This is a genomic window from Pseudomonas sp. C321, assembly GCF_055407105.1.
In genome coordinates, this window is the sequence record NZ_JBUZRB010000002.1 from 348330 (window position 1) to 371422 (window position 23093).

General features: G+C 60.1%; 23 protein-coding genes and 1 other RNA gene. 11 read left to right on the top strand and 13 right to left on the bottom strand.

What is annotated here, in order from left to right; all coding sequences use genetic code 11:
• Positions 1–4 precede the first annotated feature (4 nt).
• From ACZRJ6_RS07570 to ACZRJ6_RS07585, 4 genes are read right to left on the bottom strand one after another with little or no spacing between them, the layout of a single operon-like run.
• Positions 5–490: a DUF4442 domain-containing protein gene (locus tag ACZRJ6_RS07570; protein ID WP_463967691.1), complete on the bottom strand. Its 486-nt coding sequence runs from the start codon at positions 488–490 to the stop codon at positions 5–7.
• Positions 483–1670, bottom strand: a complete 1188-nt coding sequence (gene ubiH / locus ACZRJ6_RS07575) for a 2-octaprenyl-6-methoxyphenyl hydroxylase (protein ID WP_463967690.1) — start codon at positions 1668–1670, stop codon at positions 483–485. Before ubiH ends, ACZRJ6_RS07570 begins: the two co-directional genes overlap by 8 nt.
• On the bottom strand, positions 1667–2989 hold the full coding sequence (gene pepP / locus ACZRJ6_RS07580) for a Xaa-Pro aminopeptidase (RefSeq protein WP_463967689.1): 1323 nt from the start codon (positions 2987–2989) through the stop codon (positions 1667–1669). Before pepP ends, ubiH begins: the two co-directional genes overlap by 4 nt.
• Before the next feature lie 20 nt (positions 2990–3009).
• Positions 3010–3567, bottom strand: a complete 558-nt coding sequence (locus tag ACZRJ6_RS07585; protein WP_463967688.1) for a YecA/YgfB family protein — start codon at positions 3565–3567, stop codon at positions 3010–3012.
• Positions 3568–3705: 138 nt separating this feature from the next.
• Here ACZRJ6_RS07585 and ACZRJ6_RS07590 point away from each other — a divergent pair, with 138 nt between their 5' ends.
• From ACZRJ6_RS07590 to ACZRJ6_RS07605, 4 genes are all read left to right on the top strand, one after another.
• Positions 3706–3915 carry a TIGR02449 family protein gene (locus tag ACZRJ6_RS07590; RefSeq protein ID WP_003213954.1) on the top strand — a complete coding sequence of 70 codons (210 nt, stop codon included), beginning with the start codon at positions 3706–3708 and terminating at the stop codon, positions 3913–3915.
• On the top strand, positions 3912–4229 hold the full coding sequence (locus ACZRJ6_RS07595; RefSeq protein WP_149412300.1) for a cell division protein ZapA: 318 nt from the start codon (positions 3912–3914) through the stop codon (positions 4227–4229). Before ACZRJ6_RS07590 ends, ACZRJ6_RS07595 begins: the two co-directional genes overlap by 4 nt.
• Positions 4230–4259: 30 nt before the next feature.
• A non-coding RNA gene (gene ssrS / locus ACZRJ6_RS07600) (6S RNA) lies at positions 4260–4438 on the top strand.
• Positions 4439–4504: 66 nt separating this feature from the next.
• Positions 4505–5140: a 5-formyltetrahydrofolate cyclo-ligase gene (locus tag ACZRJ6_RS07605; RefSeq protein WP_463967925.1), complete on the top strand. Its 636-nt coding sequence runs from the start codon at positions 4505–4507 to the stop codon at positions 5138–5140.
• Between the two features lie 2 nt (positions 5141–5142).
• Here the strand turns inward: ACZRJ6_RS07605 and ACZRJ6_RS07610 are convergent, their stop codons facing one another.
• On the bottom strand, positions 5143–5292 hold the full coding sequence (locus ACZRJ6_RS07610; RefSeq protein WP_178114368.1) for a hypothetical protein: 150 nt from the start codon (positions 5290–5292) through the stop codon (positions 5143–5145).
• 195 nt (positions 5293–5487) lie between these two features.
• On the opposite strand from ACZRJ6_RS07610, the gene ACZRJ6_RS07615 reads away from it, so the two are divergent.
• The 4 genes from ACZRJ6_RS07615 to ACZRJ6_RS07630 all read left to right on the top strand — a co-directional run bounded on the left by ACZRJ6_RS07615 (position 5488) and on the right by ACZRJ6_RS07630 (position 10880).
• Entirely contained in the window at positions 5488–5937 is a 450-nt protein-coding gene (locus tag ACZRJ6_RS07615) for an EVE domain-containing protein (protein WP_463967687.1), read from the top strand.
• Positions 5938–6076: 139 nt separating this feature from the next.
• Positions 6077–7042, top strand: a complete 966-nt coding sequence (locus ACZRJ6_RS07620) for an HlyD family secretion protein (protein WP_463967686.1) — start codon at positions 6077–6079, stop codon at positions 7040–7042.
• Positions 7039–9762 carry a ribosome-associated ATPase/putative transporter RbbA gene (gene rbbA, locus ACZRJ6_RS07625; RefSeq protein WP_463967685.1) on the top strand — a complete coding sequence of 908 codons (2724 nt, stop codon included), beginning with the start codon at positions 7039–7041 and terminating at the stop codon, positions 9760–9762. Before ACZRJ6_RS07620 ends, rbbA begins: the two co-directional genes overlap by 4 nt.
• A complete protein-coding gene (locus tag ACZRJ6_RS07630) occupies positions 9762–10880 on the top strand; it encodes an ABC transporter permease (protein WP_463967684.1) in 1119 nt (372 codons plus the stop codon). Before rbbA ends, ACZRJ6_RS07630 begins: the two co-directional genes overlap by 1 nt.
• Positions 10881–10949: 69 nt before the next feature.
• Here the strand turns inward: ACZRJ6_RS07630 and ACZRJ6_RS07635 are convergent, their stop codons facing one another.
• Positions 10950–11366, bottom strand: a complete 417-nt coding sequence (locus ACZRJ6_RS07635; RefSeq protein ID WP_149412306.1) for a flagellar basal body-associated protein FliL — start codon at positions 11364–11366, stop codon at positions 10950–10952.
• A 149-nt stretch (positions 11367–11515) separates the two neighbouring features.
• On the opposite strand from ACZRJ6_RS07635, the gene ACZRJ6_RS07640 reads away from it, so the two are divergent.
• Both ACZRJ6_RS07640 and glpT read left to right on the top strand, forming a co-directional pair.
• Positions 11516–12493, top strand: a complete 978-nt coding sequence (locus tag ACZRJ6_RS07640) for an NADPH:quinone oxidoreductase family protein (RefSeq protein WP_149412307.1) — start codon at positions 11516–11518, stop codon at positions 12491–12493.
• Between the two features lie 279 nt (positions 12494–12772).
• A complete protein-coding gene (gene glpT / locus ACZRJ6_RS07645) occupies positions 12773–14110 on the top strand; it encodes a glycerol-3-phosphate transporter (protein ID WP_463967683.1) in 1338 nt (445 codons plus the stop codon).
• Here glpT and ACZRJ6_RS07650 read toward each other — a convergent pair.
• Positions 14107–14760 carry a gamma-glutamylcyclotransferase gene (locus tag ACZRJ6_RS07650; RefSeq protein WP_463967682.1) on the bottom strand — a complete coding sequence of 218 codons (654 nt, stop codon included), beginning with the start codon at positions 14758–14760 and terminating at the stop codon, positions 14107–14109. The genes glpT and ACZRJ6_RS07650 overlap by 4 nt on opposite strands.
• A 316-nt stretch (positions 14761–15076) precedes the next feature.
• On the opposite strand from ACZRJ6_RS07650, the gene ACZRJ6_RS07655 reads away from it, so the two are divergent.
• Positions 15077–15556 (top strand): sn-glycerol-3-phosphate transporter, encoded by a 480-nt coding sequence (locus ACZRJ6_RS07655; protein WP_463967681.1) that lies wholly within the window; start codon positions 15077–15079, stop codon positions 15554–15556.
• Between the two features lie 65 nt (positions 15557–15621).
• Here ACZRJ6_RS07655 and ACZRJ6_RS07660 read toward each other — a convergent pair whose 3' ends face one another.
• From ACZRJ6_RS07660 to ACZRJ6_RS07685, 6 genes are all read right to left on the bottom strand, one after another.
• A complete protein-coding gene (locus tag ACZRJ6_RS07660; RefSeq protein ID WP_463967680.1) occupies positions 15622–16590 on the bottom strand; it encodes a CDP-6-deoxy-delta-3,4-glucoseen reductase in 969 nt (322 codons plus the stop codon).
• Positions 16590–18056 carry a 4-hydroxy-3-polyprenylbenzoate decarboxylase gene (ubiD, locus tag ACZRJ6_RS07665; RefSeq protein ID WP_133100840.1) on the bottom strand — a complete coding sequence of 489 codons (1467 nt, stop codon included), beginning with the start codon at positions 18054–18056 and terminating at the stop codon, positions 16590–16592. The genes ACZRJ6_RS07660 and ubiD overlap by 1 nt, the downstream gene beginning before the upstream one ends.
• A gap of 90 nt (positions 18057–18146) precedes the next feature.
• Positions 18147–20129 carry an acyltransferase family protein gene (locus ACZRJ6_RS07670; protein ID WP_463967679.1) on the bottom strand — a complete coding sequence of 661 codons (1983 nt, stop codon included), beginning with the start codon at positions 20127–20129 and terminating at the stop codon, positions 18147–18149.
• Positions 20130–20287: 158 nt separating this feature from the next.
• Positions 20288–21547, bottom strand: coding sequence for a transcription termination factor Rho (gene rho, locus ACZRJ6_RS07675; RefSeq protein ID WP_133100838.1), 1260 nt, complete (start codon positions 21545–21547; stop codon positions 20288–20290).
• A gap of 235 nt (positions 21548–21782) precedes the next feature.
• Entirely contained in the window at positions 21783–22112 is a 330-nt protein-coding gene (trxA, locus tag ACZRJ6_RS07680; protein ID WP_133100837.1) for a thioredoxin TrxA, read from the bottom strand.
• Positions 22113–22233: 121 nt separating this feature from the next.
• Positions 22234–22929: a FadR/GntR family transcriptional regulator gene (locus tag ACZRJ6_RS07685; protein ID WP_463967678.1), complete on the bottom strand. Its 696-nt coding sequence runs from the start codon at positions 22927–22929 to the stop codon at positions 22234–22236.
• Positions 22930–23093 lie beyond the last annotated feature (164 nt).

The following is a 23093-nucleotide window of genomic DNA, read 5'->3' on the forward strand; positions in this document are numbered from 1 at the left end:
TGCTTTAAGCCTGTCTCGCTGGCGGCTTGCGCCGCACGTAAAGGGTTTTGTCGACCCGCGCCACCAGGGTGCCGGAGCCGTCATGAATCAGGACCTTGAGGTGCGGCAAATACTTGTCGCCGCTATCGGTCTGTCGGCGAATCTCGTCCAGCAAGGCTTCGTCGATGGAAAACTCGGCAAACACCGGGCCTTTACCCGGCGAGATAAAGTCGATGGCCGCAGCCTTGTCCCATACGATGTAGTCGCGGCCCAGGTTCTCCATCAGCATCAGCATGAAAAACGGGTCGACCATCGAGTACAGGCTGCCGCCAAACTGCGTGCCTACGTAATTACGGTTGTACCAGCCCAGGCCCATGCGCACCTTGACCTGACGAAAGTCGCTGCTGATGTGCTGCACGCGAACCCCGGCGCCGAGGTACGGCGGGTACAGGGTCATGATCCAGCGCAACAGCCGCGCCTTGCCCTGGCGCTCGATCAGCCACCTACGCATCGGGACGGGTGCCCAGGCCCATGGCCTGACGGGCGAACCAGCGCTTGGCCGGTGGCAACAAGTCCAGACCGAGCAAGCCCATGTTGCGGCCCAACGCGACCAACGGCTGGGCACTGCCAAACAGGCGGGTGACCTGATCGGAGAAACCCACGGTCAATTTCTGATCCATGCGCTGGCGTTCGCGGTACGCCTGCAAGGTCGCCAGGTCACCCGGCACCGCCGGCCCGGCCAACAAGGCCTCGGCCAGGGCGTAGGCATCGCGCAGGGACAAGTTGAAACCCTGCCCCGCAATCGGGTGCAGGCTATGGGCGGCGTTACCCAGTATCGCCAGATGGGAGCGCACCTGCTCCTCGGCTTCCACCAGGGTCAACGGATACAAATGCCGAGCGCCCACCTGTTTCAGGGTGCCAAGGCGATAGCCGAACACGCCTTGCAACTCACTGAGGAAACTACGTTCGTCGAGATTGGCAAGACGCTGGGCGTCCATGCCGACACGGGTCCAGACCAGCGCGCAACGGTTGTCCGGCAGCGGCAGCAAGGCCATCGGGCCGTCATCGGTGAAACGTTCGAACGCCTCGCCGTTATGGACTTCACTCGGGGTGATGTTGGCAATCAACGCGCTCTGGTTGTACGGGCGTTGTTTAACGCCGATGCCTAACTGCTCCCGCAGCCCGGAACGGCCACCATCGGCGAGTACCGCGAGATCACACTCGAGGACGGTTTCATCGTTCAGCGTCAGGCGATAGCCGTCGGCCAGCGGCTCCATGCGGGTGACTTCGGCCGGGCAGCGCCAACTGATTACGTCCTTGTCCAGGCCTTGCCACAGGCATTGGCCGAGCCAGGCGTTTTCCACCACGTAGCCGAGAGCCGGAACGCCCTCTTCCATGGCCGACAAGCGCGCGGTAGAGAAACGTCCACGGTCCGACACATGAATCTGCTTGATTGGCTCGGCGCGGCGGGAGATCTCCTGCCACACGCCCAGGCGCTGATAAATCTGCCGCGCACCGAAGGACAGTGCCGAAGAGCGGGCATCGTAGCTCGGCTGGAAACTGTCGCCGGGGGCAAAGGGCTCGATCAGCACGATCTTCCAGCCGCGCGCCTTGGCCCCGGCCTGCAGCGCCAACGCCAGGCTGGCGCCCACCAGGCCGCCACCAATGATTGCCAGATTGACCCGACTCATCGTGCATCCGCCATCAGGGCTTCGATCTCGGCGACCGTCCTGGGCACGCCACCGGTCAGAATTTCACAACCTTGCTTGGTCACCACCACGTCGTCCTCGATGCGTACGCCAATGCCACGCCATTTCTTCGCCACGTTCTGGTTGTCCGACGAGATATAAATCCCCGGCTCCACGGTCAGGGCCATGCCGACTTCCAGCACCCGCCACTCACCGCCGACCTTGTACTCGCCGACGTCGTGCACATCCATCCCCAGCCAGTGGCCGGCGCGGTGCATGTAAAAAGCCTTGTAGGCTTCGCTGGCGATCAACTCGTCCACATCGCCCTGCAACAAGCCCAACTTCACCAGCCCGGCGGTGATGACGCGAACCGTCGCTTCGTGGGCCTGGTTCCAGTGCTTGTTCGGCGCGATCTGAGCAAACGCGGCTTCCTGGGACGCCAGCACTATTTCGTAAATCGCTTTCTGCTCAGCAGAAAACTTGCCGTTGACCGGCCAGGTACGCGTGATGTCGCTGGCGTAGCAGTCGATCTCGCAACCGGCGTCGATCAGCACCAGGTCGCCGTCCCTGAGCACCGCGTCATTCTGCTGGTAATGCAGGATGCAACTGTTGCGTCCCGACGCGACGATGGAGCCATAGGCCGGCATCTTTGCCCCGCCCTTGCGAAATTCGTAATCAAGCTCTGCTTCCAGGCTGAATTCATGCAGCCCGGCACGGCAGGCCTGCATCGCCCGTACATGGGCCGCGCAGGAAATCCGCGCCGCCTCACGCATCACCTTCACTTCCGCGGCGGTTTTATACAGACGCATGTCGTGGAGCAAATGATCCAGGGCAACAAATTCGTTCGGTGGCTGGGCGCCCAGGTGCGCCTTGGAGCGAATCACATTGATCCACTCCATCAGGTGCCGGTCGAATTCGGCGTGGCTGCCCATGGCCGAATACACCCGGTCGCGGCCTTCGATCAGGCCAGGGAGGATGTCGTCGATATCGGTGATGGGAAAAGCATCATCGGCACCAAACTCACGGATTGCGCCTTCGGTGCCGGCACGCAGGCCGTCCCACAATTCGCGCTCGGCATTGCGTTCGCGGCAGAACAGCACGTACTCGCCATGCTGGCGACCGGGCATCAACACGATCACCGCTTCGGGCTCGGGGAAGCCACTCAGGTACTGGAAGTCGCTGTCCTGGCGATAGACGTGTTCGACATCGCGATTGCGGATCGCCACGGCGGCGGCAGGCAGGATCGCGATGCTGTTGGGTTCCATCTGCGCCATGAGCGCCTTGCGGCGCCGGGTGTATTCCGCTTTGGGGATATGAATCATGGGCAGGAGGGCTTCCTTTCTTAGTGCAGCGAAGGCTTGATTGCTGCCGGCTCATCCGGTTTCTTGGTCTCGGTAAACAGCAGCAGCGGCGCGACACGCAAGTATTCCATCACTTCCATATAGTCGCTTTCGCCGTCTTCGGATTCTTCCAGGGCTTCTTGCACCTGGGAGATGGCGGCGAGATCTTGCAGCACTTCCTTGGCGTCGGTGCTCAACTCCAGGCCGGCGGCGTTCACCCCAAAACCATGGAGGAAGCCCTGGCACCATTGGCCCAGTGCCGCGGCACGGTCAGCGAGCGGCGCATCATCGGTTGGCAACAGCAGGACGACAGTCACGTCGTCGCCGGTCAGCTCGCCCTTGACCATCTCTTGCAAGCCGATCAGAGCGTTGCGAACGTTCTCTTGCGGCTCGGTTTCAAGCAGCTCGGCAACGTCAGCCAACCAGTTGTCGGCATCAAACCCGACACCGGTGCAACTGCGACCCAGCAGCACGCCGTGAAGCTCGGCAGGCGAGCAAGGATGACCGCTGATGCTCAGCAGTTTGGAAAAAGCGTCGTACGGGGAATTCTGAATAGGCATGGTGAGCTAGGCGCCAAGCGGCGCAATGTCTAGAATGAAGCGCTGTATCCTAGCATCGGCAGACGTACCAAGACTATCGAGGGCGTCAGATCGTTTATCCAGCAGTTGCCATTCATCAGACAAATCCAGTGGAACCCAATGGAAGACACCGACCTGCAAGCGCTGATGGCCAGACTCGAATTGCTAATTAACCGGGTCGAGCAACTAAAGAGCCAGAATGGACTCCTATTAGCTCAGGAAAAGACCTGGCGCGAGGAGCGCGCTCACCTCATTGAAAAAAACGAAATCGCCCGGCGTAAGGTCGAGTCGATGATTTCGCGCCTGAAGGCCCTGGAGCAAGACTCATGAGTTCAAGCAATAGCGTCACCGTGCAGATTCTCGATAAAGAATATTCGATCAGCTGCCCCCAGGAAGAACGCAGCAACCTGGTGAGCGCTGCCCGCTACCTGGATGGCAAGATGCGTGAAATCCGCAGCAGCGGCAAAGTGATTGGCGCCGATCGCATCGCCGTGATGGCCGCGTTGAATATCACCCACGATTTGCTGCATAAGCAGGAACGCCCTGACGTGCAGGCCGGCGGCTCGACGCGCGAGCAGGTACGCGACCTGCTGGAGCGCGTTGATCTGGTGCTTTCTACCGACCAGGAGCCACCCAAGGGCTGATTGCAGCGTCTGTTTCGGGTATACTTGCCCCACTCCCTGGCGTGCTTGCCAGTCGGCGATGTCCCGGAGCCGATTCGCACTACCCTGGAAGTTGCACGTTTGGCTGGTGTGCATGTCCGCTAGACGGAAAGCCTTAAAGCCTACTGCTTCTTCCACCTTGAACTTTCGGGTTCAAGGGCTTAGTCGACAGCGGTTCTGTCGGGGAGCCTGATTCCCAAATACAATGCCAGTCTTGTGACTGGCATTGTTTTATGACCCAAAAAAAGCAGAACCCCATGACCGAACCTGCGCCGCTTTCCCGCCCGCAACTTCGACGCATGCTGCGCAAAGCCCGTCGCGCCCTGACGCCGAGCGAGCAACGCCAGGCCGCCCACGGCCTGTATCGGCAACTGGCACAGCACCCGCTGTTTCGCCGGGCCAAACATATCTCTTTATATCTACCGATGGACGGTGAAATCGATCCGCGCTTGCTGCTGCGCGCCGCTCAGCGCCGGGGCAAGGCTACCTACCTGCCGGTACTCAGTGCGTGGCCGCGAACCAAGATGGTGTTTCAACGGGTGCGCCCGGGGGAAAAGCTGTCGCCTAACCGTTTTCGCATTCTTGAACCACGGGTCAACGTTGGCCGCCAGCGCAAGGTCTGGGCCCTGGATCTGGTACTGTTACCGCTGGTGGGCTTCGATGATGTGGGTGGACGCCTTGGCATGGGCGGCGGCTTTTATGACCGCAGTCTTGCCTACTTGGCGCGGCGAACAACCTGGCGCAAGCCGACGCTATTGGGCCTGGCCCATGAATGTCAGAAAGTCGAACGACTGGCGCAGGCGAGTTGGGATGTGCCGCTTGAAGGCACGGTCACCGATAGGCAATGGTATGTCGCAGAGAGGACGCAACTGGAGTCAGCGGCGCCGAAGTAGCTTCAACGCTTGAAGAGTTGTGGCGTCTGTTGTGCAAGTTCAATCGGTGCTTCGGTCTTGTTCGTCCACAGGCTTTGCGCGTAGCCAGTGGTCACGACGCCCAGACCGAACAAAATAACCAAAATCCATAGTAAATCCGGTTTGCGTTTCATCGATTGCCCCCCTTCAGGCATATCACACACGATGACAGCAACGTTCCATAAGTAGTCCGTTCTGGCTGCGTCAAGCTTAAAATCCCGGCATTCTGCGTTAACGTGATCCAACACGCAAACCTTGACGTCAACCGACCGTCGGTTTGTCATGCAATTGCCGAACAACTTGCCCAATACCCCAAAAGGAGCAAAAACATGGCCTATTGGCTGATGAAATCCGAGCCCGACGAGCTGTCCATCAAGGACCTGGGGAAACTCGGTGAAGCCCGTTGGGATGGCGTGCGCAATTACCAGGCGCGCAACTTTCTGCGGGCCATGGCGGTGGGCGATGAGTTTTTCTTCTACCACTCCAGCTGCCCGGAGCCGGGGATTGCCGGGATAGGAAAAATCATCGAGGCGGCCTATCCCGACCCGACCGCGCTGGAGCCCGAGAGTCATTATTTCGATGCCAAGGCTACGTCCGAAAAGAATCCGTGGAGCGCGATCAACGTCGCCCATGTCGAGACTTTCCCCAAGGTGCTGGGCCTGGGGTATTTGAAACAACAGAGCGCCCTTACCGAATTGCCCCTGGTGCAAAAAGGCAGCCGACTGTCGGTGATGCCGGTAACCGCCGACCAATGGGCCGCCGTGCTGGGCTTGCGCTAGATAGCAGAACCCTGCGGTCACGCCACCGGCGCATGCATCTGCGCGTCAACCGGGTTAGGCTTGCGCTTCATTTGACCGGTATCAAGGGCCCTAGGGCAGTATCTGTCAAACTAGGACGCTAACGCCGCAGGATGCACCCATGTCGACGACCCATCGCAGCTCCCATCTTTTCGCCACGCTCCTGATACTTCTGCTGGTGGCCGCTGGCGGCTTCGGTTACTGGAAGTCCACCCAGGACCGCCTGCCCGAAGGCTTGAGCATGGGCAACGGCCGGCTCGAATCCACCGAAGTGCAGATCGCCACCAAAATCCCCGGGCGCCTGGCCGAGGTGCGGGTCGATGAAGGCGACAAGGTGCTCAAGGGCCAACTGCTGGCGCGCATCGACACCCGCACCCTGGAAGCCCAGCGTGCCCAGGCCGAGGCTGAAGTGCTGCGAGCCAAGGAAAACTTCGCGGCAGCCGAGGCCAACGTGCAACTGCGCCAGAGCGAACAGCTGCTGGCCAACCAGGAACTCAAGCGCACCCAGGAACTGTACAAGCGCGGCTTCGCCAGCGGCCAACTGATCGACCAGCAACAGGCCCGCCAGAACACCGGTAACGCCGCCGTGCTTGCTGCCCGCGCTCAGGTCAACGCAGTCAAGGCCGCCATCGGCGCCGCCCAGGCCAGCGTCGAACAGCTTACCAGTGAAATCGAAGACAGCAGCCTGCGGGCGCCCATCGACGGCATCATCCAGTTGCGCCTGGCCGAGCCCGGTGAAGTGCTCGGCGCCGGTGGCCGGGTGTTGTTGCTGATCGATCCCAACGACCAATACATGAACCTCTATTTGCCCGCCTCCGTTACCGGTCGCCTGACCGTAGGCAGCGAAGCGCGGATCGTCCTCGACGCCCTGCCACAACAACCGCTGCCGGCAAAAATCAGCTTTGTCGCCGCCAAATCCCAGTTCACCCCCAAAGAAGTTGAAACCCGCGACGAGCGCCAGAAACTGGTGTTCCGGGTCAAGTTACGCCTGACCCAACCCAGCGCCGTGCCGCAAGCCAAGCCCGGTATGCCCGGCGCCGGCTACGTGCGCACCGCCGAACTGGACTGGCCGGCTAACCTGCAATGACCGGCCCGGCGCTGCACGCCACAGGCATCAACCATCGCTACGGCAAGCAACAGGCCTTGATCGACATAGCCTTCAGCTTGCCGGCCGGCACCCGTTGCGGGCTGATCGGCCCGGATGGTGCCGGCAAGTCGAGCCTCCTGGGATTGATCGCCGGGGTTAAAAAGCTCCAGGACGGTCAACTTGAGGTGCTCGGCGGCTCCATCGAAGACCGCCGCCACCGCAACAGCCTGTACCCGCGCATCGCCTTCATGCCCCAAGGCCTGGGCGGCAACCTTTACCCCGAGCTGTCCATCAGCGAAAACATCCGTTTCTTCGCGACCCTGTTCGGCCTGTCGAAAGCTGATTGCGACCAGCGCATGCACAACCTGCTGCTGGCCACCGACCTGGCTCGTTTCGCCGAGCGCCCAGCGGGCAAGCTCTCCGGCGGGATGAAACAGAAGCTCGGCCTGTGCTGCGCGCTGATCCACGATCCGGACCTGTTGATCCTCGACGAACCCACCACTGGCGTAGACCCGCTCTCCCGCCGGCGCTTCTGGGAGCTGGTAGAAAACGTACGCAGCGAGCGGCCGCAACTGACCCTGCTGGTGGCCACCGCGTATATGGAAGAGGCCGAGCAGTTCGAACATTGCCTGATGCTCGACCGCGGCAAATTGATCGCCGATGGCCTGAGCAGCGAACTGGCGGCCATCACCCCCAGCGGCAAACTGGATGAAGCCTTTACCCACTTCCAGGGCGACAGCGCCCACAACAACCAACCGTTGGTAATTCCACCCAGGGCGAGCGACAACACTGACATCGCCATCGAAGCCCATGACTTGACCCTGCGTTTCGGCGACTTCACGGCGGTGGACAAGGTCAGCTTCGCTATCGGCCGGGGCGAAATCTTCGGCTTCCTCGGCTCCAACGGCTGCGGCAAGACCACTACCATGAAAGTCCTCACCGGGCTGATGCCGGCCAGTGAAGGCAGCGCCACCTTGCTGGGCAACCCGGTGAACGCCAAGGACCTGGCCACCCGCAAGCGCGTGGGCTTTATGTCACAGAGCTTCTCGCTGTACGGCGAACTCAGCGTGCGGCAGAACCTGGTGCTGCATGCGCAACTGTTCGACCTGCCCAAGGCTGACAGCGAGCAGCGCATCGACGAGTTGATCCAGCGCTTTGACCTGGGCGGCGTTGCCGAGCAGCCTTCCGGCGAGTTGCCATTGGGCTTGCGTCAGCGCCTGTCATTGGCGGTGGCGGTGCTGCATCGTCCGGAAGTGCTGATCCTCGACGAACCGACTTCCGGCGTCGACCCGGCGGCGCGGGATGATTTCTGGCGGCTGTTGGTGGAGTTGTCCCGCGAGCAAGGGGTGACGATCTTTCTGTCCACCCACTTCATGAACGAAGCTCAGCGCTGCGACCGCATCTCGCTGATGCACGCTGGCAAGGTGCTGGCTTGCGATACGCCCGATGCACTGCAACAGCAATTCCACGGCGAGACCCTGGAAGCGGCGTTTGTTACTTGCCTAGAACAAGCCCAGGGTGCGCCTGACGCGCCGACAACCGTCGAGACCGCCACTGCTGAAACACCCGCTACGGTGCCCACCAGCAAACGCGGCTTCAGCGTGGCCCGCCTGTTGGCTGTCGCCAGCCGCGAAGGCAAGGAGTTATTGCGCGACAAAGTGCGCATGGCCTTCGCCCTGCTCGGGGCGATTTTCATGATGGTGATCTTTGGCTACGGCATTTCCCTCGATGTGGAAAAGCTCGCCTTCGCCGTCTACGACCAGGACCAAACTCCACAAAGCCGCGCCTACCTGGAAGCCTTTCGCAGTTCGCGCTACTTCGCCGAACAACCGCCGATCCAGGACTCGAACGAGCTGCACAAGCGCCTGCAACGCTCGGAAATCAAGCTGGCCCTGGAAATCCCACCCGGTTTCGGCCGCGACCTGTACGCCGGGCGCCAACCGGCGGTTGCCGCCTGGCTCGACGGCGGCATGCCGTTTCGGGCCGAGACCAGCCGCAACTACGTGGAAGCAGTACATCAGGCCAATCTCCAGCAACTGGCCGAACTCCACAGCCCACCACTGAACAACCGCGCCGCCGCCAAACTGGAAACCCGCTTTCGCTACAATCAAGACGTGGTCAGCGTAAACGCCATCGGCCCCGGCGTCATGGCGCTGATCCTGGCGTTTATCCCGGCGATGCTCACCGCCCTCGGAATCGTACGTGAAAAGGAGTTGGGCTCCATCACCAACTTCTATGCCACGCCGCTGACCCGCCTGGAGTTCCTGCTGGGCAAACAGGCGCCGTACCTGGCCGTCAGCCTGATCAACCTGGCTTTGCTGGTGGCGATGAACCGCTGGCTGTTCGGCGTGCCGTTCAAGGGCAGCGGCGTGACCCTGGCCTTCGGCGGCCTGCTTTACGTGCTGGCAACCACCAGCATGGGCCTGTTGATTTCGGCGTTCACCCGCACCCAGATCGCCGCGATCCTCGGCACCATGATTATCACCAGCCTGCCGACCATTCAGTTTTCCGGGTTGATCGTGCCGCGCTCGTCCCTGGAAGGTGCGGCCGCGCTGATGGGCATGCTGTTCCCGGCCGGTTACTTTCTCGATATTGCCGTCGGCACCTTCACCAAGGCTCTGGACCTGCGCCAGCTGTGGCCGCAGTGCCTGGCGCTGTTCGGGTTTTTCCTGGGGTTTACCGGGCTTAGCCTGATCATGCTCAAGAAGCAGGAGGCCTGATGCACAAGCTCGCTCATATCCTGCGCCTGGGCATTAAAGAACTGACCAGCCTGCGCCACGACAGCGTGTTGCTGTTGTTTTTGTTCTACGCCTTCACGGTGGCGATCTATATGCCGGCGGCCGGTTCGGTCATCGGCGTACATAACGCCAGCGTTGCCCTGGTGGATGAAGACCACAGTCACTTGTCCCGCCAGTTGGCCGAAGCCTTGCAACCGCCAGAGTTCCAGCCCGCGGTGCCGTTGCCCTATGACCAGCTGGACAAGGTCATGGATAGCGGCCAGTACACCTTCGTGATCAACGTGCCGGCAAATTTCCAGGCCGACCTGTTGGCCGGGCGCCAGCCGAGTGTGCAGGTCAATGTCGATGCCACAGCCATGAGCCAGGCCTTTATGGGCGCCGGGTACATCGGGCGGATTTTCCAGCGCGAACTGCTCACCTATAGCGGTCAGGCCGAGGCGGCCAACAAGGCGCCGGCGTTACTCACCACGCGGGCGTTGTTCAATACCAACCTGGAAGGCGGCTGGTTCCTGGCGGTGATCCAGATCGTCAACAACATCACCATCCTCGCCATTGTGCTGACCGGCACCGCATTGCTGCGCGAGCGCGAACACGGCACCCTCGACCACTTGCTGGTGCTACCGCTGACGGCGCTGGAAATCATGCTGGCGAAAATCTGGAGCAACATGCTGGTGGTGGTGCTCTGTACCTGGCTGTCGCTGGAAGTGGTGGTCAAGGGCTTGCTCGGGGTACCGCTGGCAGGATCGCTGACGTTGTTTCTTCTGGTCACGGCACTGTATCTGTTTGCCAGTACTGCCCTGGGAATCTTCCTCGCCACCCTCGCCCGCTCGACGCCACAGTTCGGCTTGCTGGCGATCCCGGTGATCATTCCGATGCTGTTGCTGTCAGGCGGCAGCACACCGCTGGACAGCATGCCGCAATGGTTGCAATGGGTGATGCAGGGCTCGCCGTCGACGCACTTTGTCAGCCTGAGTGCGGCGATCCTGTTCAGGGATGCGGGTGTGAGCGTGGTGTGGCCGGACTTGCTGGCGCTGGCGGGGATTGGCTTGCTGTTTTTTGCGGTGGCGTTGGCGCGGTTCAGGAAGAGCCTTGCCTCTTAAGGTATTGCCTATCTCTGTGGCGAGCGGGCTTGCCACAAAGGGCCCGCCGCACACAGCAATAGGGTGCGATTACTGGATGATCAGGTTGTTGAACAACAAATCCTCAACCATCGGTTTACCGGTCTCGTCGTTCATCACTTGCTGGGTCTGCTTCAAGGCTTCCTGACGCAGTTTTTCCTTCCCCTCGACGCTGCCCATGGCTTCGGCGGTTTGCTGGGTGAACAGGGCCACCAACTGATTACGAATCAACGGATCATTGGCTTTGACCGCCGCGGCAGCCTCCGGCCCGGTCACACGCAGGGCGATGTCAGCCTTGTACACCTTGAGCTTCGCAGTGCCGTCCAGGCCATAGTTGCCAACGAAGGGCGGCGTCAGGCTGATATAGCTGACCTTCGGCGCTTCGCCTTCCTTGGCTTCCTTGGCTTCTTCGGCATGGGCTGCCATCGGCAACGTCAGGGCCAGCATCAACAGGGTCCACGCTTTCACAGTTCATTCCTCAATTCGGTTGCTCAGTAGCATAACGCTAGCAAGGCTGAGCACAAGCTTATGGCGACTTATCAGGCCAAGGTATGCTCGTTGACCCCTCGACTTACCCACCTACACTTATCGGCCAATACACCAAAAGGAAGAGTCCGATGAAAGCCGTGCTGTGCAAAGCCTTCGGCCCCGCCGAAACCCTGGTGCTGGAAGACGTCGAAAGCCCGGCAATCAAGAAGAACGAAATCCTGCTGGATGTGCACGCCGCCGGGGTGAATTTCCCGGACACCTTGATCATCGAAGGCAAATATCAGTTCAAGCCGCCCTTCCCGTTTTCGCCGGGTGGTGAAGCGGCGGGCGTGGTCAGCGAAGTCGGGGAAAAGGTCAGCCACCTGAAAGTCGGCGACCGGGTCATGGCCTTGACCGGCTGGGGCAGCTTTGCCGAACAGGTCGCGGTACCGGGCTACAACGTGCTGCCAATCCCGCCGAGCATGGACTTCAACACCGCCGCCGCCTTCAGCATGACCTACGGCACTTCGATGCATGCCTTGAAACAGCGCGCCAACCTGCAAGCAGGGGAAACCCTGTTGGTACTGGGCGCGTCTGGCGGCGTTGGTCTGGCTGCTGTGGAAATCGGCAAGGCCATGGGCGCCCGGGTGATCGCTGCCGCCAGCAGTGCGCAAAAGCTCGCGGTGGCCAAGGCGGCCGGCGCTGATGAGTTAATCAACTACAGCGAAACCAGCCTCAAGGATGAAATCAAGCGCCTCACCGACGGCAACGGCGCTGATGTGATCTACGACCCGGTGGGTGGCGATCTGTTTGACCAGGCCATCCGCGCCATCGCCTGGAACGGCCGGCTGCTGGTGGTGGGTTTTGCCAGCGGGCGCATCCCCGAGCTGCCGGTGAACCTGGCACTGCTCAAGGGCGCGGCAGTGGTCGGGGTGTTCTGGGGTTCGTTTGCCCAGCGCCAGCCCCAGGATAATGCGGCGAACTTTGCGCAGTTGTTTGGCTGGTATGCCGAGGGCAAGTTGAAGCCGTTGGTGTCGCAGGTGTATCCGCTCGACAACGCCGCCCAGGCGATCAATGACCTCGGCCAGCGCAAGGCGGTGGGCAAAGTCGTGGTTCAAGTCCGCTAACCCTGCCTTTCTGTAGGAGCGAGGGACGCCTAGTTCTTACTCGCGAAAAACCCGAGAGCGTCGCGTTCATCCAGGCCGAACGTGTCATCGTTAACGTTTTTCGCGAGCAAGCTCGCTCCTACCTATTACGCCCCTCACTTATCTATTAGCGACATGTTCGTAAAAGAACATGCAATAGCTCCCAATTCCTGTGCTCCCAGATAAGAGGCGATGCTATTTTCGGTAACGAAACTGTAACATTCGCATCCGCAGTCAAAACAAGAAACTTGGAGCTCTTGAATGTTTGCTTTCTTTCGACCTGCCGCACACCAGGCACCCCTGCCTGAAGAAAAAATAGACAGCACCTACCGACGCCTGCGCTGGCAGATCTTCGCCGGTATTTTCGTTGGTTACGCCGGGTACTACCTGCTGCGCAAAAACTTCTCCCTGGCCATGCCGTATCTGATCGACGAGGGTTACACCCGCGGCCAGTTAGGCCTGGCGATGTCGGCGATTGCAATTTCCTACGGCTTGTCCAAGTTCCTCATGGGCCTGGTTTCCGACCGCTCCAACCCACGTTACTTCCTGCCCTTCGGCCTGCTGGTTTCCGCCGGGGTGATGTTCATTTTCGGTTTCGCACCTTGGGCGACGTCCAGCGTCACCATGATGTTCATTTTGCTGTTCATTAACGGCTGGGCCCAGGGCATGGGTTGGCCGCCAAGTGGGCGAACCATGGTGCACTGGTGGTCGCAGAAGGAACGCGGCGGCGTGGTGTCTGTGTGGAACGTGGCGCATAACGTCGGCGGCGGCCTGATCGGCCCGCTGTTCCTGCTGGGCATGGCCTTGTTCAACGACTGGCACGCGGCATTCTACGTCCCGGCCACCGTGGCTTTGCTGGTGGCGGCCTTTGCCTTCATCACCATGCGCGACACCCCGCAATCGGTAGGACTGCCGCCGATCGAGCAGTACAAAAACGATTACCCGGAAGGCTATGACGCCAGCCACGAAGAGGAATTCAGCGCCAAGGAAATCTTCGTCAAGTACGTGCTGCGCAACAAAATGCTCTGGTACATCGCCTTCGCCAACGTCTTCGTCTATCTGCTGCGCTATGGCGTACTGGACTGGGCGCCAACTTATTTGAAAGAAGCCAAGCACTTCGACGTCGATAAAACGTCCTGGGCCTATTTCCTCTACGAGTGGGCAGGGATCCCAGGCACGCTGTTGTGCGGCTGGATGTCAGACAAGATCTTCCGTGGCAACCGTGGCCTGACCGGCATTGTGTTTATGGCATTGGTGACGGTCGCGACCCTTGTTTATTGGCTCAACCCACCAGGCAACCCGATGGTCGACATGATCGCGCTGTTCTCCATCGGTTTCCTGATCTACGGCCCGGTGATGCTGATCGGCCTGCAGGCGCTGGAATTGGTACCGAAGAAAGCCGCTGGTACGGCGGCAGGCTTTACCGGCCTGTTCGGTTACCTGGGCGGTTCCGTGGCAGCCAGTGCGGCCATGGGCTACACCGTTGACCACTTCGGCTGGGATGGCGGTTTTGTGTTGCTGATCGGTGCGTGTCTGTTGGCGATTGCCTTCCTGATCCCCACCTTGTGGCACACCAATAACGTCAGCAACGCGCGCTAGTCGACGGAGCAATCCTTCGAACAACGCTTGAGCCGCGCCTCCAGGTTTTTATCTGGCATGGCGTGGCTACGCAGGGCGTTAACGGTCTGCTCGACATAATCGCGCGTAGTGCCATAACGCCCGCAAGCGCTTTCAAATACCTGGTACAGCACGCTGTCCGGCAAGTTGCCGGCGTAGCTGGGCAGGTGCCGTTCCAGGACAAATCCCAACGCCTGCACCTGGCTGCCATCGGCAAGACGGCAGTTGAGCCAGTGCGGGCGGTAGGATGGAAACGGCATCTCGCGGCGCCACAGGGCGTAGAGCGACGCTTCTAGTTGCTCTTCCGGCAAGCGGTAGGCAAACCCGCTGCAGGAGCCGCCACGGTCCAGGCCAAACACCAGCCCCGGTAACTCCGGCGTGCCCCGATGCTCGTGGGACCACAGGTACAAGCCGCGATGATAACCATGCACCCGTCCCCGCACCCGCTCTACGGCTGAGCATTCAGGCCGCCAGATCAGCGAGCCATACGCGAATAGCCAGACCGGCCCACCCTTGTGCCGGCCCATGGTGGCCTGCATCGAGCTCATCAACTGTTCGTGAGTGAGTTGCGGCCCAAGATCGAGCCGCGGAGGGTAAGCCAATTGCAAAAGATCAGATTCAATGGCGGTCATGGCGAATCGCTTAGGTCTCCCTTCTTAATTACCAATTGTATGCAACTTTACCGTAATAGAACGCGCCGCTGTAACCGTACGGCGAAAAAGTGCTATAGGCCAAGTTACCACCGCTACTCGCGTAGGCATTGAGCTTTTCCGGGTATTTGTCGGTGACGTTGTCGCCGCCGAAGGTGTAGAACTCGGCCGTCAGGATTCAGCGACTCAATCCCGGTACTTTCAGCATCCGTTCAGCCTTTGTGCACCCCGAGCCTTCAAAATAGGCGTACGTCACGACCCACTTAGCCGTCACTCAATCGACTATCGAGGTCGCACCATGAAATACCGACTTTGCGGCCTGCTGCTTATTGCACAGGCCAACACTGCCCTGGCGGTCGAAACACCACCGACCGAGGATGACAAAGGCTTCTGGTACGCCCAGACCAGCGTCTACACCCGGCACTTTGCCCCGGACCCCGAGCACAACAACAACCAGGACCTGATTGGCCTGGAGCGCAATGAAGCTTCGGGGCTGGTGTATGGCGGGGCGACGTTTCGCAACTCGTTCAGCCAAAGGTCCTACTACGCCTATGCCGGCAAGCGCTATGACATGACCGACTATCCGGTGTACCTGAAGCTGACCGGCGGGGTGATCCAGGGCTATCGCGGCAAGTATCGCGACAAGATCCCGCTGAACCGTTTTGGCGTGGCGCCGGTGATCATTCCGTCAGTGGGCGTTCACTATGGGCCTGTGGCCGGGGAATTTGTGTTGCTGGGGTTTAATGCGGCGATGGTGACAACGGGGCTGCGGTTTTGATTGCTGTGGCGAGCGGGCTTCCACAACAAGCCCGCTCGCCACAGGATACCCGGCAGTTTTTGAGGTTAGGACCTTGGGGCATAGGCAAACACATCGGCACGCATCTGGTGCGCATCCATGCCGGCCGTCACCAACGCATCCAGCGTGGCATAGATCATCGCTGGGGAACCGCTGGCGTAGACATGCACGGACTTGAGCTCGCTGATGTCTTCGCACACCGCTTCATGCAACATCCCGCAGCGCCCTTCCCAACCGCAGAGGTCGCTGACCACTTTGTGCAAGAACAGGTTGGGCAGTTGCTTCCATTGCTCCCAATGCTCGATCTGATAAAAGTCGTCGGGACGACGCACGCCCCAATACAGGTGCACCGGGTGTTTGAAACCGCTGGCCCGGCAATGTTCGATCAGGCTGTGCATCTGCGCCATGCCGGTACCGGCGGCGATCAACACCAGCGGCCCGTCGGGCAATTCCGCCAGGTGAGTATCACCAAACGGCAGTTCGACCCGCGCCATCTGGTTGCGTTGCAACTGCTCGATCAGGCTACGGGCACTGTCTTCGCGGACCAGCACATGCAGCTCAAGCTCACGTCCACCGTGGGGGGCCGAGGCCAGTGAAAATGCCGACTTCTCGCCGTTTTCCCGCTCAATCATCAAGTACTGCCCGGCGTGATAACGCACCGGCTTGCCGGCCGGCGCCCGCAAGCGGACGCGCCAGACATCACCACCGATGTCCACGCACTCGCTCAGCTGGCACGACAGCTTGCGCACGGGCAACTCTCCCGGCGCCAACACGCCATCCCATAGAACGATGCAATCTTCCAGCGGCTCGGCAATGCAGGTATAGAATTCGCCATGGTCACGCACCTCGCCGGCCTGCTGCACGCGGCCCTCGACCAGCAGTGCCGCGCACACGTGGCACACGCCGTTGCGACAGGCCTGGGGGCAATCGTAGCCCAGGCGCCGCGCGCCATCGAGAATCCGCTCACCGGGCACAAGCTCAAGTACCGCACCAGAAGGCTGCAGGGTTACACGCATCAATCTATTCCTAATTCTTTCCAGAGCGCATCGATACGAGCAGTCACCGCCTCGTCCTTGACGATCACGCGGCCCCACTCGCGGGTGGTTTCACCCGGCCATTTATGGGTGGCATCCAGGCCCATTTTTGATCCCAGGCCTGATACCGGCGAGGCGAAGTCGAGGTAGTCGATTGGCGTGTTGTCGATCATCACCGTGTCGCGCTTGGGGTCCATGCGCGTGGTAATGGCCCAGATCACGTCATTCCAGTCCCGGGCGTTGATGTCGTCGTCGGTCACAATAACGAACTTGGTGTACATGAACTGTCGCAAAAACGACCAGACACCGAGCATTACCCGCTTGGCGTGGCCCGGATACGACTTCTTCATGGTCACGATGGCCATGCGGTACGAGCAACCTTCGGGCGGCAGGTAGAAGTCGGTGATTTCCGGAAACTGCTTCTGCAGGATAGGCACGAACACTTCGTTCAGCGCCACGCCGAGAATCGCCGGCTCATCCGGCGGACGGCCCGTGTAGGTGCTGTGGTAGATCGGTTTGATCCGGTGGGTGATGCGCTCGACGGTGAACACCGGGAAGCTGTCGACTTCGTTGTAGTAGCCGGTGTGGTCGCCATACGGACCTTCAGCAGCCATTTCGCCGGGATGTATCACGCCTTCAAGGATGATTTCGGCAGTGGCCGGCACTTGCAGGTCGTTGCCACGGCACTTCACCAGCTCGGTGCGATTACCGCGCAGCAGTCCGGCGAAGGCGTATTCGGACAGACTGTCGGGCACCGGTGTCACCGCACCAAGGATGGTCGCCGGGTCTGCGCCCAGAGCCACGGCGACCGGGAACGGTTTGCCGGGATGCTTCTCGCACCACTCGCGATAATCCAGCGCACCACCTCGGTGACTCAGCCAACGCATGATGACCTTGTTGCGGCCGATCACTTGCTGACGGTAAATGCCGAGGTTCTGGCGGTCCTTGTTCGGGCCCTTGGTGACGGTCAGGCCCCAGGTGATCAGCGGGCCAACGTCGCCGGGCCAGCAGGTTTGCACCGGAAGCATGCCAAGGTCGACGTCATCGCCTTCGATGACGACTTCCTGGCATACCGCATCCTTGACCACCTTGGGGGCCATGGCAATGATCTTGCGGAAGATCGGCAGCTTCGACCAGGCGTCTTTCAGGCCCTTGGGTGGCTCGGGCTCCTTGAGGAAGGCCAGCAACTTGCCAATCTCGCGCAACTCGCTGACCGCTTCGGCGCCCATGCCAAAGGCCACTCGCTCGGGGGTGCCGAACAGGTTGCCGAGCACCGGGATATCAAAGCCCACCGGTTTTTCGAACAGCAACGCCGGGCCCTTGTTACGCAAGGTGCGGTCGCAAATCTCAGTCATTTCCAGGACCGGGGAAATCGGCACCTGGATACGTTTCAACTCTCCGCGCTGCTCAAGTTGCTGCACGAAATCCCGAAGATCCTTGAATTTCATTAACCATGCCACCCGTAAAATAGGCGTACATCCTACCTGCTCTGAGGGCGGCTGGCAGCTTATCGCGGTGTAATTGAGCGCCGCGCACGCTTAATTGGCCGTCAGCCCTCGCGATTGCAGCGAACTGAACAACGGCTCCAGGAAACCCTCAATGTAACGCGCGCCCACCTCGGAAATGTGGTTGTCGTCGGTATACAGCGCCTGGCCATTGAGTTCGACCCGGCACAGGCTGTCGATAGCACACAACCGGGACGCAGGGTCCAACGCTACGACGCCTGGGTCGGCGGCGGCCATCTGATCGAACAACTGGTTAATGAACCCCTGGCGCTGCAAGTGATGAGCCAGCGGCAATCCTTGGCCTTCCACCGACCGATGGAGCATCGCCAGACGGCTCAGACGGTACGGCACGCTAAACTCCTGCAGCGGCACTTCCTTGACCAGCCAGACCCGATGCCCTGCGGCGCGCAACCCGGCGACGCGCTCACGCATGCCCTCGGCGAAACGCTGTTCGGCAATAGCCTGCACGTAGTGGCCGGTGGCCGGGTCCTTGAGCGCATGCTCTTTGTCGCCAGACACCTGCCCATAAACGTATAGGCTCCAACGGGCCACCAGCACCACATCGCTGAAGGTTTGCTGGGCCAGGACCTCTTGCACGCGCTGATTGAAATGCGCACAACGGGGAATATTTTCCAGGCCTGCAAGGGGCACGCAGCCGGCAAAACTAGCCTGAACCAGGCTGATATCGTGTTTCTGCGCCCCATCCTCAAGGGCCGGGATCAACGCCGTGGCATGGCTGTCGCCCCAGACCAGGGCGGAAACCGAGCGACTCCTGGGGCCGAAATGGCAAAAAAGCCGGTCATCAGGGGTGTCCTTCTCGGCTAGGCACGCCAACAGTTCCGGGCTCCACTCTTTGGCCTGGGCATAACGCAACGCCTCCTCGGACAGCCGCCAGGGCAAGCCATCGGTCCAGCGCAACGCTTGCCCGGCCAGGCCGATACAAAGAATGCCGACGCCCGCCGCGGCCAATATCGCCTTGCGTCCCGCCAACAAACGCTTTTCCCGGAACGGGCTTTCCACCAGCCGCCAGGACAGGTAACCCAGTCCCAGGGTCAGCAGAATCAGCCCAGCGAGCTCGAACGGCCCCAGGCCATCGACGCTGGCATAACTGGCAAAAACAAACACTGGCCAATGCCACAGGTACCAGGAATAGGAAATCAGACCCAACCCCACCAACACTCGCGTGCCCAGCAGCCGTCCCATCAGCGTTTGCTGATGTCCGTTGGCCCATATCAGCCCGACCACGCCCAGCACCGGCAGCAACGCCGCCACACCTGGAAATGGCGTGCGGGGATCAAAACAGAACACCGCCAGCAAGATCAGCACCATGGACACCAGGCTGACGCCTTGAGCCAGGGCCGGTGATGCGCGCCAGTCGCGCTTGGGCTGTACCGCCAGCATGGCACCGGCAAGGAGTTCCCAGGCACGCATCGGCAGCAGGAAAAAGGCTTTTTCCGGGTGATAAGCCACGGCCCAGACACTGAGCCCGAACGACACCAGTAACACCGCGAACAACGCCGTGCGCCAGTGTTTCAAGTAACGAGACAGCAGCGCCAGTAACAGCGGGAACAGGATGTAGAACTGCTCCTCCACCGCCAGCGACCAGGTGTGCAGCAAGGGCTTGAGGTCGGACGCCACGTCAAAATAGCCGTCCTGGCGCATAAACAGCAGGTTGGAGGTGAACAGCACCTGATAGCGCACCGAACGCCCCAGCTCTTCATAGTCCTTGGGCGCCAGCAGAAACCAGCCCATCAGCAGCGCCGCGATCATCATCACGAACAGCGCAGGCAGGATGCGCCGGGCACGACGGGCCCAGAAATCCACGAAACTGAAACGATTGGATTGGCGCTCGCGCCAGATGATGGAAGTGATCAAATAGCCAGAAATCACAAAGAACACGTCGACGCCAATAAAGCCGCCGGTGAAACCTGGAACGCCAAAATGGAATAACACTACAGCGATTACAGCTATTGCGCGCAGGCCGTCGATATCCCTTCGGTAAGCAAGTGTGGTCATAAATTCTTATTGTCAGTCAGATGCGAATGGGGTGAGCGTAGACGTGCTCACCTTTTTTGTTTCTTAACAGACATGCATAGCGCCTAAACCTCCCACTCTCGACACAAAAAAAATGGCGCCCCGTAGGGCGCCATCTTTTTTCGACCTGAAAAGTCGCGTTACTTGCGCTTCATCGACAAGAAAAACTCGTCGTTGGTCTTGGTTTGTTTCAACTTGTCGATCAGGAACTCGATGGCGGCTACTTCGTCCATCGGGTGCAGCAACTTGCGCAGAATCCACATGCGTTGCAGTTCGTCGTCGGCAGTCAGCAACTCTTCGCGGCGGGTGCCGGAGCGGTTGATGTTGATGGCCGGGAAGACGCGCTTTTCAGCGATCTTGCGATCCAAAGGCAATTCCATGTTGCCGGTACCTTTGAATTCTTCGTAGATCACCTCATCCATCTTCGAGCCGGTTTCAACCAGCGCGGTGGCGATGATGGTCAGCGAGCCGCCTTCTTCGATGTTCCGTGCGGCGCCGAAGAAACGTTTCGGTTTCTCCAGGGCGTGGGCATCGACACCACCGGTGAGGACCTTGCCGGAGCTCGGGATCACGGTGTTATAGGCACGGGCCAGACGGGTGATGGAGTCGAGCAGAATCACCACGTCCTTCTTGTGCTCGACCAGGCGCTTGGCCTTCTCGATCACCATTTCGGCAACCTGCACGTGGCGGGTTGGCGGCTCATCGAACGTCGAGGCAACCACTTCGCCGCGCACGGTGCGCTGCATTTCGGTCACTTCTTCCGGACGCTCATCGATCAACAATACGATCAGGTGAACTTCAGGATTGTTACGGGCGATGTTCGCTGCGATGTTCTGCAGCATGATGGTCTTGCCCGCTTTCGGCGGCGCGACGATCAGGCCGCGCTGGCCTTTGCCGATCGGGGCGCACAGGTCGATGACTCGACCGGTCAAGTCTTCGGTGGAACCGTTGCCAGCTTCCATCTTCATGCGCACGGTCGGGAACAGCGGCGTCAAGTTCTCGAAGAGAATCTTGTTTTTCGCGTTCTCGGGACGATCGTAGTTGATCGTGTCGACCTTGAGCAGGGCGAAATAACGCTCGCCTTCCTTCGGAGGACGGATCTTGCCAACGATGGTGTCACCGGTGCGCAAGTTGAAGCGACGGATCTGGCTCGGCGAGACGTAGATATCGTCTGGACCGGCAAGATAGGAAGCGTCTGCAGAGCGGAGGAAGCCGAAGCCGTCCTGGAGGATCTCCAGCACGCCATCACCGGAGATTTCCTCGCCGCTTTTCGCGTGCTTTTTCAACAAGGAGAAAATCACGTCCTGCTTGCGCGAACGGGCCATATTTTCTATGCCCATCTGTTCGGCCAATTCGAGCAGTTCGGTAATCGGCTTTTGCTTGAGTTCAGTCAGATTCATATAGGAATGACGTAATCATTTATGGAGGGGGGGAATTAAGCTTTGGGCTTAATGAGGCCGCGCCGCAGAGAAGGCGACAGAATCGCGTACTAATCGAAAAGAAGAGCGTCGGCGACGGCTTGCAGGGGGCAGTGGAGAAACCAGTGCGGGGCCGAATGTACCACCTGAGTTTCAGAGCGTCTAGCCCTGACTTACGAAAAAGCCCCGCAATTTGCGGGGCTTTTTTTTACGACGCTTAGATGTTGGCGTCGAGGAATGCTTGCAACTGGGACTTGGACAGTGCGCCGACCTTGGTGGCTTCGACGTTGCCGTTCTTGAACAGCATCAGCGTCGGGATACCACGCACGCCATGCTTGGCCGGGGTTTCCTGGTTGTCGTCGATGTTCAGCTTGGCAATGGTCAGTTTGCCTGCGTAAGTGGTAGCAATGTCGTCCAGGACCGGAGCGATCATTTTGCAAGGACCACACCATTCAGCCCAGTAGTCAACCAGCACCGGGCCTTGGGCCTGAAGTACTTCTGCCTCAAAGGTCGCGTCGGTGACGTGCTTGATAAGATCGTTGCTCATGGATGTCTCCGGGTTGTAAGCAAAAAAAACGTTGCCCATCATAGCTGCCCTTCCCTCGTTCAGGAAGCCGCCTCTGATTGACTCTTGCTATGGTGGTGCATGAGTTTGGGTATAGCCCAACTTAAGGCGCGACGGGAGTAGTGAAGGCAATTCCTGTACGCAACGCCGCATTGCGTACATGTTCCTGCATGGTTTTCTGCGCCACCCCGCTAGCGCGCCGGGCCAGCGCCCGGAGAATCTTGCGGTGCTCCTGCCAAGTTTCCATGGCCCGCTCCGGCCGGATGAACGGTAGCTTCTGGCTCTCCAGAAACACCTCGGCACTGGCACTGAGAATGCTGAGCATTGCCTGATTGCCGCTGGCCTGAAGGATGTGCTGGTGGAATTCGAAGTCCAGCCGGGCCGACGCTTCAAAGTCGCCGGCCTTGAGCTCCTTGCGCATCGCCTCGACATTATCTTCCAGGATATCCAGCTCATCGGTGGTCAACGTCACCGCCGCCAGCCCTGCCGCGAACCCTTCCAGGGCGTAGCGCAGTTGAAAGATGTCCAGCGGCGTGGCCTGCGCAGCAAAAGGCCAGGCCAGCTCTGGGGTTTCCTCGGGCGCTTGTACGAACACGCCTTTACCTGGCTGCACACTGACCACGCCCAAGGCGCTGAGGGAAGACAAGGCTTCGCGCAACGAGGCGCGACTCACGCCCAATTGCAGCGCCAGGTCGCGCTGGGAGGGCAGCGCATCGCCCGGCCCGAAACCCTCTTCAGCGATCAGTTTGCGGATGGCTTGCAACGCCACCTCCGGTACGGCCTGCGCGATGGAATTCATAAAAACTCAAGTTTCCAGTCAACTGATCGGCTAGTTGTAAAGCTATTCGCGCCAGCCGGCAAGCCACGCCCTAAAGGGGCTCGCGGGTTTTTGGCGACGCTCGAAAAGGGTGCAAGAAGCGCAGCAACTGTTCAGACCAGTAAGACCGCCGTAGCTCAACAGAT

Bases quoted from the DNA above. Each gene is read 5' to 3' on its own strand.
- ACZRJ6_RS07610 (WP_178114368.1), bottom strand. From the start codon at position 5,292: ATGAAACGCAAACCGGATTTACTATGGATTTTGGTTATTTTGTTCGGT.
- ubiD (WP_133100840.1), bottom strand. From the start codon at position 18,056: ATGAAATTCAAGGATCTTCGGGATTTCGTGCAGCAACTTGAGCAGCGC.
- ubiH (WP_463967690.1), bottom strand. From the start codon at position 1,670: ATGAGTCGGGTCAATCTGGCAATCATTGGTGGCGGCCTGGTGGGCGCC.
- pepP (WP_463967689.1), bottom strand. From the start codon at position 2,989: ATGATTCATATCCCCAAAGCGGAATACACCCGGCGCCGCAAGGCGCTC.
- ACZRJ6_RS07630 (WP_463967684.1), top strand. From the start codon at position 9,762: ATGCACAAGCTCGCTCATATCCTGCGCCTGGGCATTAAAGAACTGACC.
- ACZRJ6_RS07655 (WP_463967681.1), top strand. From the start codon at position 15,077: ATGAAATACCGACTTTGCGGCCTGCTGCTTATTGCACAGGCCAACACT.
- trxA (WP_133100837.1), bottom strand. From the start codon at position 22,112: ATGAGCAACGATCTTATCAAGCACGTCACCGACGCGACCTTTGAGGCA.
- ACZRJ6_RS07640 (WP_149412307.1), top strand. From the start codon at position 11,516: ATGAAAGCCGTGCTGTGCAAAGCCTTCGGCCCCGCCGAAACCCTGGTG.
- rbbA (WP_463967685.1), top strand. From the start codon at position 7,039: ATGACCGGCCCGGCGCTGCACGCCACAGGCATCAACCATCGCTACGGC.
- ACZRJ6_RS07650 (WP_463967682.1), bottom strand. From the start codon at position 14,760: ATGACCGCCATTGAATCTGATCTTTTGCAATTGGCTTACCCTCCGCGG.
- ACZRJ6_RS07595 (WP_149412300.1), top strand. From the start codon at position 3,912: ATGAGTTCAAGCAATAGCGTCACCGTGCAGATTCTCGATAAAGAATAT.
- ACZRJ6_RS07590 (WP_003213954.1), top strand. From the start codon at position 3,706: ATGGAAGACACCGACCTGCAAGCGCTGATGGCCAGACTCGAATTGCTA.
- ACZRJ6_RS07670 (WP_463967679.1), bottom strand. From the start codon at position 20,129: ATGACCACACTTGCTTACCGAAGGGATATCGACGGCCTGCGCGCAATA.
- ACZRJ6_RS07570 (WP_463967691.1), bottom strand. From the start codon at position 490: ATGCGTAGGTGGCTGATCGAGCGCCAGGGCAAGGCGCGGCTGTTGCGC.
- ACZRJ6_RS07605 (WP_463967925.1), top strand. From the start codon at position 4,505: ATGACCGAACCTGCGCCGCTTTCCCGCCCGCAACTTCGACGCATGCTG.
- ACZRJ6_RS07585 (WP_463967688.1), bottom strand. From the start codon at position 3,567: ATGCCTATTCAGAATTCCCCGTACGACGCTTTTTCCAAACTGCTGAGC.
- ACZRJ6_RS07660 (WP_463967680.1), bottom strand. From the start codon at position 16,590: ATGCGTGTAACCCTGCAGCCTTCTGGTGCGGTACTTGAGCTTGTGCCC.
- rho (WP_133100838.1), bottom strand. From the start codon at position 21,547: ATGAATCTGACTGAACTCAAGCAAAAGCCGATTACCGAACTGCTCGAA.
- ACZRJ6_RS07615 (WP_463967687.1), top strand. From the start codon at position 5,488: ATGGCCTATTGGCTGATGAAATCCGAGCCCGACGAGCTGTCCATCAAG.
- glpT (WP_463967683.1), top strand. From the start codon at position 12,773: ATGTTTGCTTTCTTTCGACCTGCCGCACACCAGGCACCCCTGCCTGAA.
- ACZRJ6_RS07685 (WP_463967678.1), bottom strand. From the start codon at position 22,929: ATGAATTCCATCGCGCAGGCCGTACCGGAGGTGGCGTTGCAAGCCATC.
- ACZRJ6_RS07620 (WP_463967686.1), top strand. From the start codon at position 6,077: ATGTCGACGACCCATCGCAGCTCCCATCTTTTCGCCACGCTCCTGATA.